This window comes from Streptococcus sp. DD04 (assembly GCF_001578725.1).
Lineage (GTDB): Bacteria > Bacillota > Bacilli > Lactobacillales > Streptococcaceae > Streptococcus > Streptococcus sinensis.
The window spans coordinates 20795-38361 of record NZ_KQ968982.1 but is presented as its reverse complement, the minus strand read 5'-3'; the positions used below and the strand labels follow the sequence as shown (position 1 = coordinate 38361).

The window sequence follows — 17567 nt, the reverse complement described above, 5'->3', positions numbered from 1 at the left end:
TTTTTTATTTTTTTTACGAATGAAATAATAGGGACAGTTTTTGAATAGAGGCTGATAAAAATGATACGAAACTATCATATTATGTTACAATAAAAATAGGAATCATTAATGAGGACGGAAAGAAATATGAAAACTAAAGGATTTGTTTATCTGGCCAGCACGGCTATTTTATTAGCAGCAAGTGCCAATAGCGTATTTGCTGAGGAAACGAGTCACACAGTAAATGATAGACAGCAAGTTGAGCCGTCGGCTGCAGTGACGAACCCAGATGCATCAAAGCAATCAGAGTTGCCAAAAATCTCTTCAGAGCAGGATTCTGAAAGCAAGCAAGCTGTTACTGCATCTGCGAATTCTTCGGATCAAGATGAAAGAGCGATTATAACTTCATCTACAGAAGGGCAAAAAGAATCAGTTGCAGGAATCTCAGATATAGCTGAGGAACCTAAAATCAATCCTGAAACAGATAAATCCGCTCAAAACAAAGATGAAACAGCAAGTGAAGAAGCTTCCAAACTTGCTGAAAACACTATTGAAAGCAAAATTCGCTCAGAAGCAAAAGCAGTCTCAGAGGCAGAAACGAGAGCGCCTCGTGCAGTAGATGACACCCCCCAAGGCACCCTCACTATTACAAATGTAGATTCAAATGCTGGTAGTTTCGATGTGCATGTAACCAATATCTCAGCTCCTAAGCCCATCAAAAAAGTAGCCCTACCCACTTGGTCCAGCGTTAATGGGCAGGACGATATTATCTGGTATGATGCTAAAAAACAAGTGGATGGGACCTATAAGATCAGTGTCGCTGCCTGTGACCATAAGTATTCCACAGGCGAGTACAATATCCACCTTTATTATCTACTGGCAGACAATCAGCTGGTCGGCGTAGGTGGTACCCAAACAACTGTCACCATCGGCAAACCGCAAGGAAAACTGGATATCACCAATAACAATCCAGATACAGGCAGCTTTGATGTCGTTGTCTCAGAAGTCTCAAATCCTTATGGTGTCAAAAAAGTTCTTGTTCCTGTTTGGTCTAGTGATAAAGGTCAAGACGATTTGGTCTGGTATGAAGCTCAACCTCAGACCGATGGCAACTATACCGTTACAGTCAACGCTTCCCGTCATAAAAACTCTGTGGGTGATTATCACATCCATCTCTATTATGTTCAAGATAATGGCCAGTTAGTCGGCGTAGGCGGTACGACTACTAAGGTTTCTATTGCCAAGCCCAAGGGGACGCTGAAAATCGAGAACAACAATCCCGATACAGGTAGCTTTGATGTCGTTGTTTCTGGTGTTTCCAATCCTTTCGGTGTCAAGGAAGTCAAGCTCCCAACCTGGTCTAATGACAAAGGTCAAGATGATCTGGTCTGGTACACAGCAACCAAGCAGGCTGACGGCACTTATAGGGCTCGCATTCAGGCTCGTGATCACAAATACTCTCTGGGAGACTACACGGTTCATCTTTATTATGTCCAAGATGACGACAAATTAGTTGGTGTGGGTGGCACCCAGTTCAGTCTGGCCGCTAAGCCTAAAGGAACTTTGAAAATCGAGAACAACAATCCCGATACAGGTAGCTTTGATGTCGTTGTTTCTGGTGTTTCCAATCCCTTTGGTGTCAAGGAGGTTAAGCTCCCAACCTGGTCTAATGACAAAGGTCAGGACGATCTTATCTGGTACACAGCAGCCAAGCAGGCTGATGGCACTTACAAAGCTAGTATTCAAGCCCGCAATCATAAGCTGTCCACTGGTGAGTACTATGTCCATCTCTATTATGTTCAGGATAATGGCCAGCTGATTGGAGTCGGTGGAACAACGACCACCGTTTCCATCGCCAAACCAAAGGGAACCCTGACGATTAAAAACAACAATCCCGATACAGGTAGCTTCGATGTGATTGTTTCTGGAGTATCTAGTCCTTTTGGAGTCAAGAGTGTGCATCTCCCAACCTGGTCTAATGACAAAGGTCAAGATGATCTGGTATGGTACACAGCAACCAAGCAGGCTGACGGCACTTACAAAGCTAGTATTCAAGCCCGCAATCATAAGCTGTCCACTGGTGAGTACCATGTCCATCTCTATTATGTTCAGGATAATGGCCAGCTGATTGGAGTCGGTGGAACAACGACGACCGTTTCTATCGCTAAACCAAAGGGAACTCTGACGATTAAAAATAACAATCCTGCAACAGGTACTTTTGATGTTTTAGTCAGTGGAGTGAGCAGTCCGGAGGGAGTTCGTGAGGTTCTTCTTCCGACCTGGTCTAGTGCCGAGGGTCAGGATGATCTTATCTGGTATCGGGGTGTTCGTCAGGCTGATGGTGTTTACAAACTGACGGTCAAGGCTAGTGATCATAAGTATTCTACCGGTGAGTATCATGTCCACCTTTACTATGTAGGAGATAATGGTCGTATGGTCGGTGTTGGCGGCACCAAGACGACAGTTTCTCTGGCAGCTCCAAAGGGCAAGTTGACCATCCAGAACAACAATCAACAGACGGGCACTTTTGAAGTGGTGGTTTCTGAAGTCGAGAATGGCTATGGCATAAAGGAAGTGAAACTTCCGACTTGGTCTAGTGCCAAGGGTCAGGACGATCTTATCTGGTACACAGCGGCTAAGCAAGCCGACGGCACCTACAAGGCGCAGGTCAATCTACGCGACCACAAGTATTCCACAGGTGAATACAACATCCACCTCTACTATGTCCAGAATGATGGTCGTATGGTCGGCGTTGGTGGCACCAAGACGACAGCAAATATAGATGCAGAAAATATCAAGCCAATAGGAAAAATTACCATTCAAAACAACAATCCTCGGCTAGGTACTTTTGAAGTGGTAGTGTCCAATATATTTAACCCCAAAGGAGTCAAGGCAGTTTATTTACCAACTTGGTCTAGTGTCAATGGGCAGGATGATATCGTTTGGTATCAAGCTCAAAAACAAGCAGATGGTAGTTATAAAGCCTTGGTACGGGCCTCAAATCATAAATATTCAACGGGTGAATATATTGTACATTTATATTATACCCAAAATGATGGCAGCTTAGTAGGAGTTGGTGGTACGACTACGACAGTCAATAGGGGGCTTTATAGTACGCCGTATTATTCCCAACGTGATCCTCGATGGGCTGGCCGAGTCTACGGGAATTATAATTTGAATGCTACTGGCTGTGTTCCGACCACTTTGGCAATGGCTATCTCTGGCATTACTGGTCAAACTGTTTTACCGACAACTGTAGCAGATTTCCTGTATCATAATACAGATTCCTTTAACAAAAATGGCCTATTCGGAACTTCAAGTCGAGGAATTATCCAAGCGGCTCAGAACTGGGGACTGACAACGGATATTTTATCCTCATCAGCCGCAGTTAAACAATCTTTGGCGATTGGGCATCATGTGTTAGCAGCTGTTGGTAGTAGTGTTTTTGCAAACTACCCAGTCACCCATGAGTTGGTCATGAGAGGTTATCAAAACGGACAAACACAGGTGTTTGATCCTTACAATGCCAATAATAATGGCTGGTACTCAGTTGATTATCTTTTTGGTGTAAAAAGTGGTGCTCCAGAAGATAACACGGAAGGTTCACCGTTTATTACCGTGAGATCTTAGATGTTGCCCTAGTTCAAAACAATGAAGAGCTGGATTTCTATCCCAGCTCTTTTTGGTATTTTCACAGAGCAGAGATTTGTAGAAAATAAAAAATATCTGGTAGAATTGTCAGAATTGTGATACAATAAGTCAGTTCACATGAAAAGGAGAGGTCAAATGATTGAAAATGACAGGAAAAAATTTGAAACAAAAACCAAAAATGGGATGAAACGTGGATTGCAGAATCGACATGTTCAGATTATTGCCATAGCTGGGACCATTGGTACAGGGCTCTTTTTGGGAGCTGGGCGCTCGATTAGTCTGACTGGTCCGTCCATCATCTTGATTTATATGCTAACGGGGATGTTCATGTATCTGATGATGCGGGCTATCGGAGAAATGCTTTATTACGACCCTGATCAGCATACTTTTATTAACTTTATTACGAAATATTTGGGAACTAGCTGGGGTTATTTTTCAGGCTGGTCCTACTGGATTTCTCTGATTTTTATTGGAATGGCTGAGATTACGGCTGTTGCCCAGTATGTGCAGTACTGGTTTCCTGACTGGCCAGCTTGGCTGATTCAGCTCGTCTTTCTAGCCCTTCTTAGTTTGGTCAATCTGATAGCGGTTCGAGTTTTCGGCGAGGTTGAATTTTGGTTTGCTATGATAAAGATTGTAGCCATTATGGCCTTGATTGCAACAGCTATTTTTATGATGCTGACAGGATTTGAAACACCGCACGGAGTAGCCAGTCTTGGGAATATCAGCCAAGATTTTCAGCTTTTTCCTAATGGCTTTATGAACTTTATTATGGCTTTCCAGATGGTTTTCTTTGCCTATCAGGCTATTGAATTTATCGGTATTACCACTTCTGAAACGGAAAATCCGCGAGCGGTGCTGCCAAAAGCAATCAAAGAAATTCCTTTGCGGATTATCTTGTTTTACGGAGGCTCTCTCCTTGCCATTATGGCTATTATTCCTTGGAAAGAGCTGGCAACGGCTGATTCTCCCTTTGTTATCGTTTTTAAGTTGGCTGGCCTCAAGTGGGCGGCAGCATTGATTAACTTCGTAGTCCTAACTTCAGCAGCCTCGGCTCTGAATTCGACTCTTTACTCAACTGGGCGCCATTTGTATCAGATTGCTCACGATACGCCTAATCGTTTCCTAAAAAAAATAGGAGCTGGGAAGCTGTCGCGACAAAATGTTCCACAGAATGCTATTTTGACTTCGGCGGCTGTCATTGCCTTTGCGGCCTTTATCAAGATTCTGCCGGGAGTATCGGATTCCTTTGCACTGATTACGGCTTCCTCATCTGGTGTCTACATCGCCATCTATGGTCTGACCATGCTAGCCCACCTCAAATATCGCAAGTCACCGGAGTTTATGGCGGATGGCTATCTCATGCCGGCCTATAAGTTTCTCAATCCTTTGACCATGCTCTTCTTTGCCTTTGTCTTTGTCACTCTTTTCTTACAAGAGTCAACGGTTGTAGGAGCAATCGGATCTGCCGTCTGGATTGTTGCGTTTGGCCTGTATAGCCAACTCAAGTTTCCAATTAAGAAAACAAAATGAATGATAGAGCTGATTTTTCAGCTCTTTTTCTATTTTTAGTCTAATGCTTTTTGTCATTTGTGTTATAATAAATACAATTAATACATACTCAAAATTTAAATGTGACTTTGAAGAGTTGAAATTAACTTTCAATCAAATTCTTTTTGATACTTTCCCTTGTCATCAAGACAAGGCTAGTTCAAAATTCCTAAGCTTCTGAAAAGTTGTAGTTCATTGTTGCAAGATATATTGCCGATGCTGTCTAGTTTGAAAGATGCTTGTTTTGAGCTTTCCTTGTATCTGACTTCGTTAGCTATTTGCAAGCTCAAAGAGCTTTTGGGACGATTGGAATTAGCCATCGTGACGGGTATGGAACCACGAATCACAAATCTTTGATTTTCTGATCTCTTGCCTAGTTTTCTATGGAACTTTGAGTCTTTAGCCTTCAGGATAAGTCAGGAAGTATCTGGACTGCACCGCCACTAGAAAGCGATTAAAAAGAAAGGTTTCATGTTGATTTTGAGCCAGTATAAAAGGATAGAGGAGTAAGGAACATGTACCCAGATGATAGTTTAACTTTACACACTGATTTATATCAAATCAATATGATGCAGGTTTATTTTAATAAAAATATTCATAATAAACGTGCTGTTTTTGAGGTCTTTTTCCGCAAGAATCCTTTTAATAATGGCTATGCGGTTTTCGCAGGTTTGGAGAGGATTGTTTCCTATCTGAATGATTTGAAATTTAGCCAGACGGATTTGGACTATTTAGAGTCATTGGGTTATAATGGAGCATTTTTAGATTATTTACGTAATTTGAAGATGCAACTGACAGTTCGTTCTGCCCAAGAAGGCGATTTGGTTTTTGCCAATGAGCCCATTGTTCAGGTAGAAGGCCCGCTGGCACAATGTCAGTTGGTAGAAACTGCGATTTTAAATATCGTTAATTTCCAAACCTTGATTGCCACTAAGGCAGCTCGCATTCGCTCTGTGATCGAAGATGAGCCACTGATGGAGTTTGGTACCCGTCGTGCTCAGGAAATGGATGCGGCGATTTGGGGAACGCGGGCAGCCGTTATCGGCGGAGCCAATGGCACCAGCAATGTTCGGGCAGGGAAGCTCTTTGATATTCCTGTTTTGGGAACGCATGCCCATGCACTTGTGCAGGTTTACGGTAATGATTATGAGGCTTTTAAGGCTTATGCAAGCACTCATCGGGACTGTGTGTTCTTAGTAGACACCTACGATACACTTCGGATCGGGGTTCCTATGGCCATTCGCGTAGCGCGTGAATTGGGCGATAAAATTAATTTCCTAGGTGTGCGGATTGACTCTGGAGACTTGGCCTATATTTCTAAAAAAGTTCGCCAGCAATTGGATGAAGCGGGCTTCCCAGATGCTAAAATTTACGCTTCCAATGATTTGGATGAGAATACCATCCTCAACTTGAAAATGCAAAAGGCCAAGATTGATGTCTGGGGTGTGGGAACCAAGCTGATTACTGCTTACGATCAGCCAGCTCTGGGTGCGGTTTACAAAATTGTAGCGATTGAAGATGAGAATGGGCACTTGCGTAACACCATCAAGCTCTCCAACAATGCTGAAAAGGTTTCGACTCCGGGCAAGAAGCAGGTTTGGCGGATTACCAGCCGTGAAAAAGGCAAGTCTGAGGGCGACTACATCACTTATGATGGAGTTGACGTCACCCATCTGGCAGAGCTGGAGATGTTCCATCCGACTTATACTTATATCAATAAGACAGTCAAGAATTTTGATGCGGTGCCGCTCTTGGTGGATATTTATAAAGAAGGCCAGCTCGTTTATGATTTGCCGACTCTGTCTGAGATTCAGGACTATGCCCGCCGAGAATTTGACAAACTCTGGGACGAATACAAACGGGTCCTCAATCCACAAGATTATCCGGTCGATTTGGCGCGTGATATTTGGCAGGATAAGATGGACTTGATTGACCAGATGCGCAAGAAAGCCTACCAGATGGGAGCAGAAAAATGAGCCTACAAGAAGAAATCATCCGTCAACTAGGAGTCAAGCCCGTCATTGACCCAGAGGAAGAAATCCGCAAGACAGTGGACTTTCTCAAGGCCTATCTGAGAAAACATCCTTTCTTGAAAAGCTATGTTCTGGGCATTTCTGGTGGTCAGGATTCAACTTTGGCTGGTCGTTTAGCCCAGCTAGCCGTAGAAGAGATGCGGGCAGAGACAGGAGATGATAGCTATCGCTTTATCGCTGTCCGCCTGCCTTACGGTGTCCAGGCAGATGAAGATGATGCGCAAAAGGCTCTGGCTTTTATCCAGCCTGATGTCAGTTTGACAGTCAATATCAAGGAATCTGCTGATGCTATGACAAAGGCTGTGGAGGCAACGGGTGCCAAAGTCTCTGATTTTAACAAGGGCAATATCAAGGCCCGCAGCCGCATGATTGCCCAGTATGCTTTGGCTGGTTCATATAGCGGAGCTGTCATTGGGACCGACCATGCAGCAGAGAATATCACAGCCTTTTTCACCAAGTTTGGGGATGGCGGAGCAGATATTGTGCCCCTTTATCGTCTCAATAAACGCCAAGGCAAACAGCTTTTGATTGCTTTAGGAGCGGATCCGGCTCTCTATGAAAAGGTTCCGACGGCTGATTTGGAAGAAGAAAAACCTGGAATTGCTGATGAAGTCGCTCTGGGCGTGACCTATAATGAAATTGACGACTATCTGGAAGGAAAGTCTGTTTCAGCTCAAGCCCAAGCTACTATCGAATCCTGGTGGCATAAAGGCCAGCACAAGCGGCATTTACCGATTACCATCTTTGATGAATTTTGGAAGTGAAAAACTCTAGTGAATCTTTTCCGCCTTAGCTAGAAAGCGAGAAAGCCATGAAAAAAATCGGTACACAGTCCATCGAAACGAAACGTCTTTTGTTGAGACCTTTTGTAGAATCTGACTATCAAGCCATGTACGACAACTGGGCTTCCCGCCCTGATAATCTGTTGGATGTGACATGGGATGCTTACGAGAGTCCCGATATGGCCAAACAATCAATTGCTTGCTGGGGTGAGAATTACCAAAACTTGGATTTTTACAAATGGGCAATCTGCCTGAAAGAAAATCCTTATCATGTGATTGGTGACATCAGTGTGGTGGATCTAGATGAGACAGTCAATGCTGGCGAGGTCGGCTATATTTTAGGTAAAGACTATTGGGGTCAGGGGCTGATGACAGAAGCTTTGAAAGTTGTTTTGAACTATCTCTTGCTGGAAGCAGGTTTCAATCGTGTAAGGGCTGATTTTGTAACCGCTAATCCAGCTTCTGGCCGTGTTATGGCTAAGGCTGGTATGAGTTATGAAGGGACCTTTCGTCAAGCTGTATTTCATAAGGGAGAAGTCAAAGATTTTTCTGTCTATGGAATCCTAAAATCAGATTTAAAAAGAAAAAGTTAGGCTTGCTTAACTTTTTTACTTTGCAGGAATTTTTAAAAGGTCTATAATAGTCTATAGAACAAGGAGGAATTTATGCATTCATTAAAACAAGATTTTACAGATAAGCTTTTTGCGGACTATGAGGCCAATGCTAAATATGCCGCTATGGAAAACGCCATCAGCCATAATGGGCTCTTGACTTCTTTGGAAAAACGGACTGCTGCTGTAGAAAATGCACCTGTGTTCTCACTAGATCTCACCAAAGACAAGGTCAGTGACCAAAAAGCTTCTGGTCGTTGCTGGATGTTTGCAGCTCTTAATACCTTCCGCCACAAGATGATTGCGGGCTTCCAGCTGGAAGATTTTGAGCTATCCCAAGCTCATACCTTCTTTTGGGATAAATATGAAAAATCTAACTGGTTCTTAGAGCAGGTTTTGGAAACGGCTGATCAAGAATTGACCAGCCGTAAGGTCAAATTCCTCTTAGATACGCCTCAACAGGACGGCGGTCAGTGGGATATGGTTGTGGCTCTTTTTGAGAAATACGGGGTCGTGCCCAAGTCAGTTTATCCGGAGTCCATTTCTTCCAGCAATAGCCGTGAGCTCAATCAGTTGCTCAATAAACTCCTGCGTCAGGATGCTCAAATCTTGCGTGAGCTAGCTCTGAGTTGTGCAGATGAAGCTAGTCTACAAGCCAAGAAAGAAGCTTTACTACAGGAAATTTTCAACTTCCTAGCGATGTCACTGGGCTTACCGCCTCGGAAGTTTGACTTTGCTTATCGGGACAAGGATGGCAACTACCGCAGTGAATCAGATTTGACCCCACAGGCCTTTTACCAAAAATATGTAGACCTCAAGCTGGATGACTATGTGTCAATTATCAATGCGCCAACAGCTGATAAACCTTATGGCAAGTCTTACACGGTCGAGATGTTGGGCAATGTAGTCGGCAGTAAACCAGTTCGCTATTTGAATGTAGAAATGAAACGGCTCAAGGAATTGGCTATTGCTCAGATGCAGGCTGGTGAGACCGTTTGGTTTGGCTCTGATGTGGGTCAATCCAGCAATCGCAAGGCAGGAATCATGGAGGAAGGTATGCATGATTTGACTGCCAGCATGGATATTCTCTTGACCCAAGATAAGGCAGGCCGTCTTGATTACAGCGAGAGCCTTATGACCCATGCTATGGTGTTGGCTGGGGTGGACTTGGATGAAAATGGTCAAGCTAAAAAATGGAAGGTAGAAAATTCTTGGGGAGACAAGGTTGGAGATAAGGGGTACTTTGTCGCCAGCGATGCTTGGATGGATGAGTACACCTATCAAATCGTGGTCAGAAAAGAATTCTTGACTCCAGAAGAACTGGCAGCCTACAATGCTGAACCAATTCTCTTAGCACCATGGGATCCAATGGGAGCTTTGGCAAGTAAGTAGATTTTTTTACTCCTTTGAAATTAAGGTATTGTTTTCTCTGTTTTATATACGAGAATTCAATTCTTATTTACATGATAGAGTTACGAGCAATCAGTTATCAATAGGGTTGTTTTCTACTGGATGACAGCTGTTTTAAACTTTGATATAAATAAAAAAGTGATTGGAGATAATTTCCAATCACTTTTAGCATTCTAACGGTTTCCGCTATTCTGACTGCTTTGATTTTGATTATTTGACTCGCTTCCATTTGTTTGCTCTGAGGAAGAAGTCGATTGATTAGCGGCGGGAGCCGAGCTACTTGTCTCTGAAGAACTGCTAGAAGAAGCTTCTGTGCTAGTTTCTGAAGAAGTAGAGCTATAATATTGTTGGGTATTATAGCGATTATTTATAGTTGCTCCATTTAGATAGAGATAATATCCGCTGCGGAACAAGCCGTTTGGCATTTCCCAATCTTCTGAAGCCGAGCCGTCTTGAGCTAGATAAAGCATCATTTCACGGTAAACATCTGTTGCAACCTTAACTCCGTCATCAAGAATCGGAGTCAGACGGTTGGAGTAGCCAGTCCAAACAGCCATTGAGTACTTAGGCGTATAACCAACGAAGAGTTCGTCTGGTGTGACAATGCTAGAGTAGTAGTAAGGCTTGGTCAGCTTAGCTAATTCATCATCAGCATAGTTGGAGGTTCCAGTCTTACCAGCCTGATAAACCCCAGAAAGAGCAGCATTTGTACCTGTACCTGAGTGAAGAACGGTTTTCATCATATCCGTCATCATGTAGGCTGTGGTTTCTTTCATCGCCTTGGTTCCATTATCAGCAAAGATTTTTTCTGTTCCGTCGCTGAAGACGACACGATTGACATACTGCGGTTTATAGTAGGTACCGCCATTGGCAAAGGCAGCATAGGCAGCAGCCATTTTTTCACTGCTAGCTCCGTATTCATTGCCGGCTTTGCTGGTGTTACTTGAAAAGGCGTTAACATAGAACATTTCAGGGTAGTTAATGCCGATGCGATTGAGGAACTTAAGCGATTCATCTAGACCGACGGCTTCCAGCGTTTTCACGGCAGGAACGTTACGGGATTCCTGAATAGCGTACTGAATCGTCATAGTACCATAGTATTTCTTGTCCCAGTTGTAGACTGGTGTGCTGGAATACGGGAAATTGTATGGAGCATCTGTAATAGGGGCAGCCGTAGAGGTATAGATTTCATTTTCAAGAGCCGGAGCATAATCAGTGATTGGTTTCATGGTTGAACCGAAATCGCGGTTAGTTTCAACGGCTTGGTTGGTACCGAAAGATACGTTGGTAGACTGGTGACGGGAGCCGAGTTGGGCAATCACTTTACCAGTTCGCACATCCATAACGGTGGAAGCAACCTGCATTTCATCATCAGGATAAGCAACGTATTCCTCAGTATTATAAATATCCCAAAGTTTTTTCTGTGCTTCTGTATTGACATTGGTATACACTTCCATTCCGGTTGTCAATACGTTATAGCCTGTTTCTTCTTCAACTTGTTCAATTACTTGTTTTAGATAATTATCCATGTAAGCTGGATAGCTAGACGAAGCTTTTAGGCTTTGGAGGCCGTCGGTAACAGGCGTATTGACAGCCTGTTCATATTGCTCTGGTGTGAGGTATTTCAGTTCATACATTTCTGACAAGACCAGATTTCGGCGTTCGGTGGCTGCTTCTGGTTTTGTGTAAGGATCATACTGATTAGGAGCCTGTGGCATTCCAGCCAGAAGGGCTAATTGAGGAATCGTTAAATCTTTTAAATCTTTTCCGTAGTAACTTTGGGCTGCAGTTTGCATACCATAGTTACCATTGGACATGTAGACCTTATTGACATAGTAGGTCAGGATTTCTTGCTTCGTTGCCTTGCGCTCTAATTGAGTGGCTAACCAGGCCTCTTGTATCTTACGAGAAAGAGTCGCATCTGAAGAAGAGGTTGAGAAGTAGCTCAATTTGATGAGCTGTTGGGTCAGCGTAGACCCCCCTTGTCTGCCTCCACCTTTGAGGTTGCTGAGAAATGCACCGATGATACGAATAAAGTCAACTCCTCGGTGACTAAAGAAACGATGATCTTCAATGGCAGTAATGGCATTGACCAAATCCGTAGGAATCTCATTTGTATTTGTATTCACTCGCTTCTCAGCACCTAAGTCAGCAATTAAATTATTATCACTGTCATAGATTTTACTTGAAGTAGTCGCGATTAAATCTTTCTCAGAAAGCGTAGGAGCCTTGGAAGCGTAATAAGTAAACACCAAACAACCGGCTACAAAGCCAAGCAAGAGAAGAGAAATGAGGGCGCTTGCAAGATATTTTAATATCTGCATAACAGTCTGTTTATTCATTTGTAATACCACCTAGTAGTTTTTGTTCAATAATATCAAGATAGGGAACGCTGGGGAAATGCTGGATTTCGATTCGATAGCCATTTTCCTGAATATAAGATAAAGGCATGGACTTTCCGCCCTTGTCTATCTTGTAAAACTCAATCAAATAGGAAGCCGGAAGCAGATAAGTTTCCCTTAGGCTTGAGAAATGCAACAAGACAAAACAAATTCCCTTTTGTTTCAGCACAGCCTCCATATGCTCAATCTGGTGTTGATGGAAGTTTTTCATCGGCATCGCATTTTTTTGCCGCGTTTCCTTGGCCTCAAAATCAATATAGTGCCCCTTGTAAACACCAGAATAGTCTGTTGTAGAAGCTTGCCGAAAATAGGCCTCTACGATTTTAGCACGACTGCGCTGCGGATAATCAACTTTAACAATCTGGATGGGTGTTGGCTTTTTGTGGATAACAGCGAGTCCTCTACTTAGGTAGTAGTTGTTGGATTCGTTGATCATTTTTTCAAAAGACATCCCACGATTGGCAAAGCTGATAAAATCTGTGGATGAGCTAAAGATTTTATTTTTTACCTTTAGTTTGTGAGGATAGTTGACCATAGAACTCCTTATTGGTACAATAACATCACTCTATTATATCATAAAAACATTTTTTAAGGGAGAATAAATGACAAGTCTACTTATCGCGGGTTATAAGCCTTTTGAAATTGGCATTGTGACCGAGAAAGACATGCGCATTAAGATTATCAAAGAGGGTGTCAGGCGGGATTTGCTGCGCTTACTCGATGAGGGGGTGGATTGGCTCATTTTTATGGGGAATCTGGGATTTGAATCATGGGTGTTGGATGTTGCCAAGGAATTAAAAACAGAGTACAGTTTTCAGATAGCAACTATTTTTCTATTTGAAAATCAAGGAGAAAACTGGAATGAAGTGAATCAGGCGAAACTTGTGGCTTTTAAGCAAGTAGATTTTGTTAAATATGCTTACCCTAGCTACCAAAATCCCAGTCAGTTTCGAGAATACAATCAATTTCTTATCCAAAATACAGACGGAGCTTATCTATTTTACGATGAAGAAAATGAGACAAACCTCAAATATCTTTACCAAGAGATGAAAAATCAGGAACAGTATTTTATCAAAAAATTAACATTTGATGACTTAAACGAGGTAGCAGAAAATTTTTTAGGAAAATAAGGGCTAAATCTTGATTTTTATAGTGGATTTTGTTTATAATTGAATATGATGAACTAGATTGGAGAGAGAAGATGGCAAGTATTATTTTTACAGCAAAAGATATTTTTGATCAAGATTTTAAGCGCGAAGTGCGTGGCTACAGCAAGACAGAAGTAGATGAATTTTTGGATGATGTTATCAAAGATTATGAAACTTACGCTGCTTTGGTGCAAGAACTGCGTGAAGAAAATCGTCGTTTGAAAGAAGAATTGGCGAATAAGCCTGAAGAAACGGCTCCAGCAAAGCCGGTTCAACCAACAGTAGAAATGCCACAAATGACATCGGCAACCAACTTTGATATTTTGAAGCGCTTGAACCGTCTGGAAAAGGAAGTTTTTGGCAAGCAAATTGTAGAGCGTGAATTGTAATTGGTCTAATAACTGTGCAATTTTTGGATAATCGCGTGAAAATTTGATATTTTCATGAGGAAAGTCCATGCTAGCACCGGCTGTGATGCTGGTAGTGTTTGTGCTAGGCGAAACAATAAGCCTCGGGACGGATTTTTCCGTTACGGCGACTGAAAAGGCTAAGTCTTTGGATAGGTCTGATTAGGTCTGAAAGTGCCACAGTGACGTAGTTCTTCTGGAAACAGAAGAAGTGGAACGCGGTAAACCCCTCAAGCTAGCAACCCAAACTTTGGTCGGGGCACGGAATGCGTGGAAACGAACATAGCATTCTGACTGGAAACAGTAGACAGATGATTATCGAAGGAGATGGTACCTAGTCATTTCTGGAACAAAACATGGCTTATAGAAAATTGCACATAGGTTAGCTAGCGTATGCTAGCTTTTTGATTAAGATATAAAGCCCCTTAGACAGAAGATTGCTGCAAGGGATGAAATAGGAAAGCAAGGTTTTTCTAAAGAGAATAGCCAAGTAAGGACATTCTGATTCCGAGCTGAGACCAATTTTTCAATGGCTTGGCCAAGCGGATCTTGATAGAGTAAGAAAGAATGAAAGAAAATTTTAATTTAATTGCTACTGCGGCAGCAGGTCTGGAAGCAGTGGTCGGCCGTGAGATTCGGGATTTGGGTATAGATTGTCAGGTTGAAAATGGTCGCGTCCGCTTTAGAGGCGATGTCAAAACCATTATTCAAACTAATCTATGGCTGCGCTCGGCAGATCGGATAAAGATTATTGTGGGGACATTTCCAGCCAAAACATTTGAAGAGCTTTTTCAAGGCGTCTTTGCTTTGGACTGGGAAAATTATCTACCCTTAGGTGCGAAATTTCCCATTTCTAAAGCCAAATGTGTCAAATCAAAACTGCATAATGAGCCCAGCGTTCAAGCCATTTCAAAAAAAGCAGTTGTGAAAAAATTGCAAAAGCATTATGCTCGTCCAGAAGGTGTTCCCTTGCAGGAAAATGGAGCAGAGTTTAAGATTGAAGTTTCCATTTTAAAAGACCTTGTTACGATCATGATTGATACAAGTGGTTCTAGCTTGTTCAAGCGTGGTTATCGGACTGAGAAGGGCGGAGCGCCAATCAAGGAAAATATGGCAGCCGCGATTTTACTTTTGTCAAACTGGTATCCAGATAAACCCTTGATTGACCCGACTTGCGGATCAGGAACCTTCTGTATCGAAGCGGCTATGATTGGGATGAAGATGGCACCAGGTCTACACCGTTCTTTTGCTTTTGAGGACTGGAATTGGGTAGATCGGGACTTGGTTCGCCAGCTTCGGGCAGAAGCCCTGGCTCAGATTGACCAAGATATCCAATTGGATATTTCGGGCTCTGATTTGGATGCCCGTCTGGTAGAGATTGCCAAGAAAAATGCTGAAGAAGCCGGCGTTGCTGACCAGATTCACTTTAAGCAAATGCGGCTACAAGACCTTCATACGGACAAGATCAATGGTGTCATTATCTCTAATCCGCCTTATGGCGAGCGTTTATTGGACGATGATGCTGTGACCAAGCTCTATCAGGAAATGGGGGAAACTTTTACCCCATTGAAGACATGGAGTAAATTTATCTTGACGAGCGACGAGGCCTTCGAAGCCAAATATGGCGGTCAGGCAGATAAAAAACGAAAACTCTACAACGGTACTTTAAAAGTTGATTTATATCAATATTTTGGAGAGCGTGTCAAACGTCAAATTCTTGATTAGGAAGGAATGCAGATAATGAATGAAAAAGATTTAGAATCTTCGCAAGAGTCGATCTTGGATTTTGAAGAAGCCAAGGATTTGACAGTTGGTCAAGTCAAACGTAAAAATGAGGAAGTCAAAGCGGGAGTAACAGACGAAGATAGTATTTTAGATAAATACATCAAACAGCACCGAGAAGAAATAGAAGCAGGGAAGTTTGATACTCAGAACTTTGAAGAAACTCCAGAAGAGGCGCACCCGCTTAATGTTGCTTTTGATTTAGATGATTTTGCTAAAGAAAGGCATGAGGATGGGGGAAGTGAAGGACTGGAAACTGCGTCAGACCATTCTGCAGATTTGTATGAAACACAGTTGGCAGAAGAGGAAGAACTCGCTCCTAACAAATCAGCTTTAGAAATAGATGATTTACCAGTTGAGCCTTTTGTTGAGCCTTCCGATGATTCGCTTCAAGAGGTAGATGAAGAAGACTTTGAAAGCCTTGAAGTTCCTTTTTACAAGAAAAAGGTAGTTTTATATTCTGTGCTTGCACTTTTCGCGGTTACGGCCGTTGGAACCTCTATCTATTTTACCTTGGGAAGAAATAGTAGCAATAGAACAGCAGGGAGTTCCAGCGTTTCAACCACTCAATCAAGCAAAAAGTCAGTTTCATCAAGTTCAAAGAAAGAAGCTTCTTTGAAAGAATTTAATGATTTGTACGCTTCATTCTTTACAGATAGTAGCCAAACAGCAGTGAAAAACAGCAAATTTGGAGAGTTAGAAAACTTGAAAGCCAAGCTTGAGGCTCTAAAAGGTAGCAGCGACTACGACGCAGCTAAAACAAAATACGATGCTCTGGTCAAGCAAATTTCAGCAATCCAAAGTGTAAATTCACAATTTGACGGCGGTGCCATTACAGACGGTGTCCTCAATACAGAAGCCAAGGCAAATGCTGATGCTAATTTCTCTGATGTATCAAGCGGAAATGCAAAATTGGATGAAGTCCTGAAAGCAGCCGTTGCTCAAGGACGCAGTCAAATAGTACCGGCACCAGCTCCTGGCACAGACCAGGGAGGAAGCCCTGCAACAGCTGGAGGTGCTTCAGGCTCAGGCACTGTCTCCAACTCCTATACTGGCTTCGGCCTCCCAAGTGATGGGGTAAACCTCCAGCGTCATCTCAGCCGAGTTCCTTACAATCAAGCGGCTATCGATGATGTCAATAATCCAGCTTGGGTTTTTAATCCTGGAGTTTTAGAGAAAATTTTGCAAACATCACGTGAACGTGGATATATCACAGGGGATCAGTTTATCCTTGAAAAGGTTAATATTATCAAGGGCAATGGTTATTATAACCTCTTCAAGCCAGATGGAACTTATCTTTTCAGTATCAACTGTAAGACGGGGTATTTTGTAGGAAACGGCCCAGGTTATGCGGAAGATTTAGATTATTAAATCAATGTACTTCAGCAGATTGTCTAGCGGTCCTTAAGCTTGCTAGACGATGCATCAAAATAAAAAATGCAGAAATTCCATTTCGGACGATTTCTGCATTTTTTTGTTTAGATAACATGGCGCTCAAAAGCGTTATCAGAAATTCCTTGGCTGAGAATGAGTTTTGCCCATTCTTTAGCTGAAAAGAGGCTGTGATCCTTATAATTTCCACAGGATTCGATGGTAGTGCCAGGGACATCTGCCCAAGTAGTTGTCTGGGCGATTTCTTTCAGGCAGGACTTGATGACTTGAGCAATCTCGGTCGCCGTGTGCTGTCCCCACATAATCATATGAAAGCCTGTGCGGCAGCCAAAAGGTGAACAGTCAATCATACCATCAATCCGTTTGCGAATGAGCATGGCCAGCAGGTGTTCGATCGTATGCAGACCGGCGGTCGGAAT

Annotated in this window: 13 protein-coding genes and 1 other RNA gene; 11 read left to right on the top strand and 3 right to left on the bottom strand. The window is 42.8% G+C overall.

All coding sequences use genetic code 11. From position 1 onward, the window contains the following. The first annotated feature begins 126 nt into the window (after positions 1 to 126). The 6 genes from STRDD04_RS09690 to pepC all read left to right on the top strand — a co-directional run bounded on the left by STRDD04_RS09690 (position 127) and on the right by pepC (position 9999). A complete protein-coding gene (locus STRDD04_RS09690) occupies positions 127 to 3609 on the top strand; it encodes a GBS Bsp-like repeat-containing protein (protein WP_062201949.1) in 3483 nt (1160 codons plus the stop codon). A 156-nt stretch (positions 3610 to 3765) separates the two neighbouring features. Then, on the top strand, positions 3766 to 5163 hold the full coding sequence (locus STRDD04_RS09685) for an amino acid permease (protein WP_062201857.1): 1398 nt from the start codon (positions 3766 to 3768) through the stop codon (positions 5161 to 5163). A 533-nt stretch (positions 5164 to 5696) separates the two neighbouring features. Further along, positions 5697 to 7157 carry a nicotinate phosphoribosyltransferase gene (locus STRDD04_RS09680; protein ID WP_062201855.1) on the top strand — a complete coding sequence of 487 codons (1461 nt, stop codon included), beginning with the start codon at positions 5697 to 5699 and terminating at the stop codon, positions 7155 to 7157. After that, a complete protein-coding gene (nadE, locus tag STRDD04_RS09675; RefSeq protein WP_062201853.1) occupies positions 7154 to 7978 on the top strand; it encodes an ammonia-dependent NAD(+) synthetase in 825 nt (274 codons plus the stop codon). The genes STRDD04_RS09680 and nadE overlap by 4 nt, the downstream gene beginning before the upstream one ends. 47 nt (positions 7979 to 8025) lie before the next feature. Next, entirely contained in the window at positions 8026 to 8589 is a 564-nt protein-coding gene (locus STRDD04_RS09670) for a GNAT family N-acetyltransferase (RefSeq protein ID WP_062201851.1), read from the top strand. Between the two features lie 72 nt (positions 8590 to 8661). After that, positions 8662 to 9999, top strand: coding sequence for an aminopeptidase C (gene pepC / locus STRDD04_RS09665; protein WP_062201850.1), 1338 nt, complete (start codon positions 8662 to 8664; stop codon positions 9997 to 9999). Between the two features lie 191 nt (positions 10000 to 10190). Here the strand turns inward: pepC and pbp1a are convergent, their stop codons facing one another. Both pbp1a and recU read right to left on the bottom strand, forming a co-directional pair. Continuing rightward, positions 10191 to 12359 (bottom strand): penicillin-binding protein PBP1A, encoded by a 2169-nt coding sequence (pbp1a, locus tag STRDD04_RS09660; RefSeq protein WP_062201848.1) that lies wholly within the window; start codon positions 12357 to 12359, stop codon positions 10191 to 10193. Further along, a complete protein-coding gene (recU, locus tag STRDD04_RS09655; protein ID WP_037617697.1) occupies positions 12352 to 12954 on the bottom strand; it encodes a Holliday junction resolvase RecU in 603 nt (200 codons plus the stop codon). Before recU ends, pbp1a begins: the two co-directional genes overlap by 8 nt. A gap of 67 nt (positions 12955 to 13021) precedes the next feature. Here recU and STRDD04_RS09650 point away from each other — a divergent pair, with 67 nt between their 5' ends. The 5 genes from STRDD04_RS09650 (at position 13022) to STRDD04_RS09630 (ending at position 17127) form a co-directional block, all read left to right on the top strand. Beyond that, positions 13022 to 13549 carry an SLOG family protein gene (locus tag STRDD04_RS09650; RefSeq protein WP_062201846.1) on the top strand — a complete coding sequence of 176 codons (528 nt, stop codon included), beginning with the start codon at positions 13022 to 13024 and terminating at the stop codon, positions 13547 to 13549. 71 nt (positions 13550 to 13620) lie between these two features. Then, a complete protein-coding gene (gpsB, locus tag STRDD04_RS09645; RefSeq protein ID WP_062201843.1) occupies positions 13621 to 13956 on the top strand; it encodes a cell division regulator GpsB in 336 nt (111 codons plus the stop codon). A gap of 19 nt (positions 13957 to 13975) precedes the next feature. Continuing rightward, positions 13976 to 14343, top strand: an RNA gene (gene rnpB, locus STRDD04_RS09640) — RNase P RNA component class B. Positions 14344 to 14541: 198 nt separating this feature from the next. Next, positions 14542 to 15699: a THUMP domain-containing class I SAM-dependent RNA methyltransferase gene (locus tag STRDD04_RS09635; RefSeq protein WP_062201841.1), complete on the top strand. Its 1158-nt coding sequence runs from the start codon at positions 14542 to 14544 to the stop codon at positions 15697 to 15699. Positions 15700 to 15705: 6 nt separating this feature from the next. Continuing rightward, entirely contained in the window at positions 15706 to 17127 is a 1422-nt protein-coding gene (locus tag STRDD04_RS09630) for a cell division site-positioning protein MapZ family protein (RefSeq protein WP_156469088.1), read from the top strand. A gap of 107 nt (positions 17128 to 17234) precedes the next feature. On the opposite strand, the gene STRDD04_RS09625 is transcribed toward STRDD04_RS09630, so the two are convergent. Next, positions 17235 to 17567, bottom strand: a 333-nt coding sequence (locus STRDD04_RS09625; protein ID WP_062201837.1) for an S-ribosylhomocysteine lyase, incomplete at its 5' end; no start/stop codon positions are given.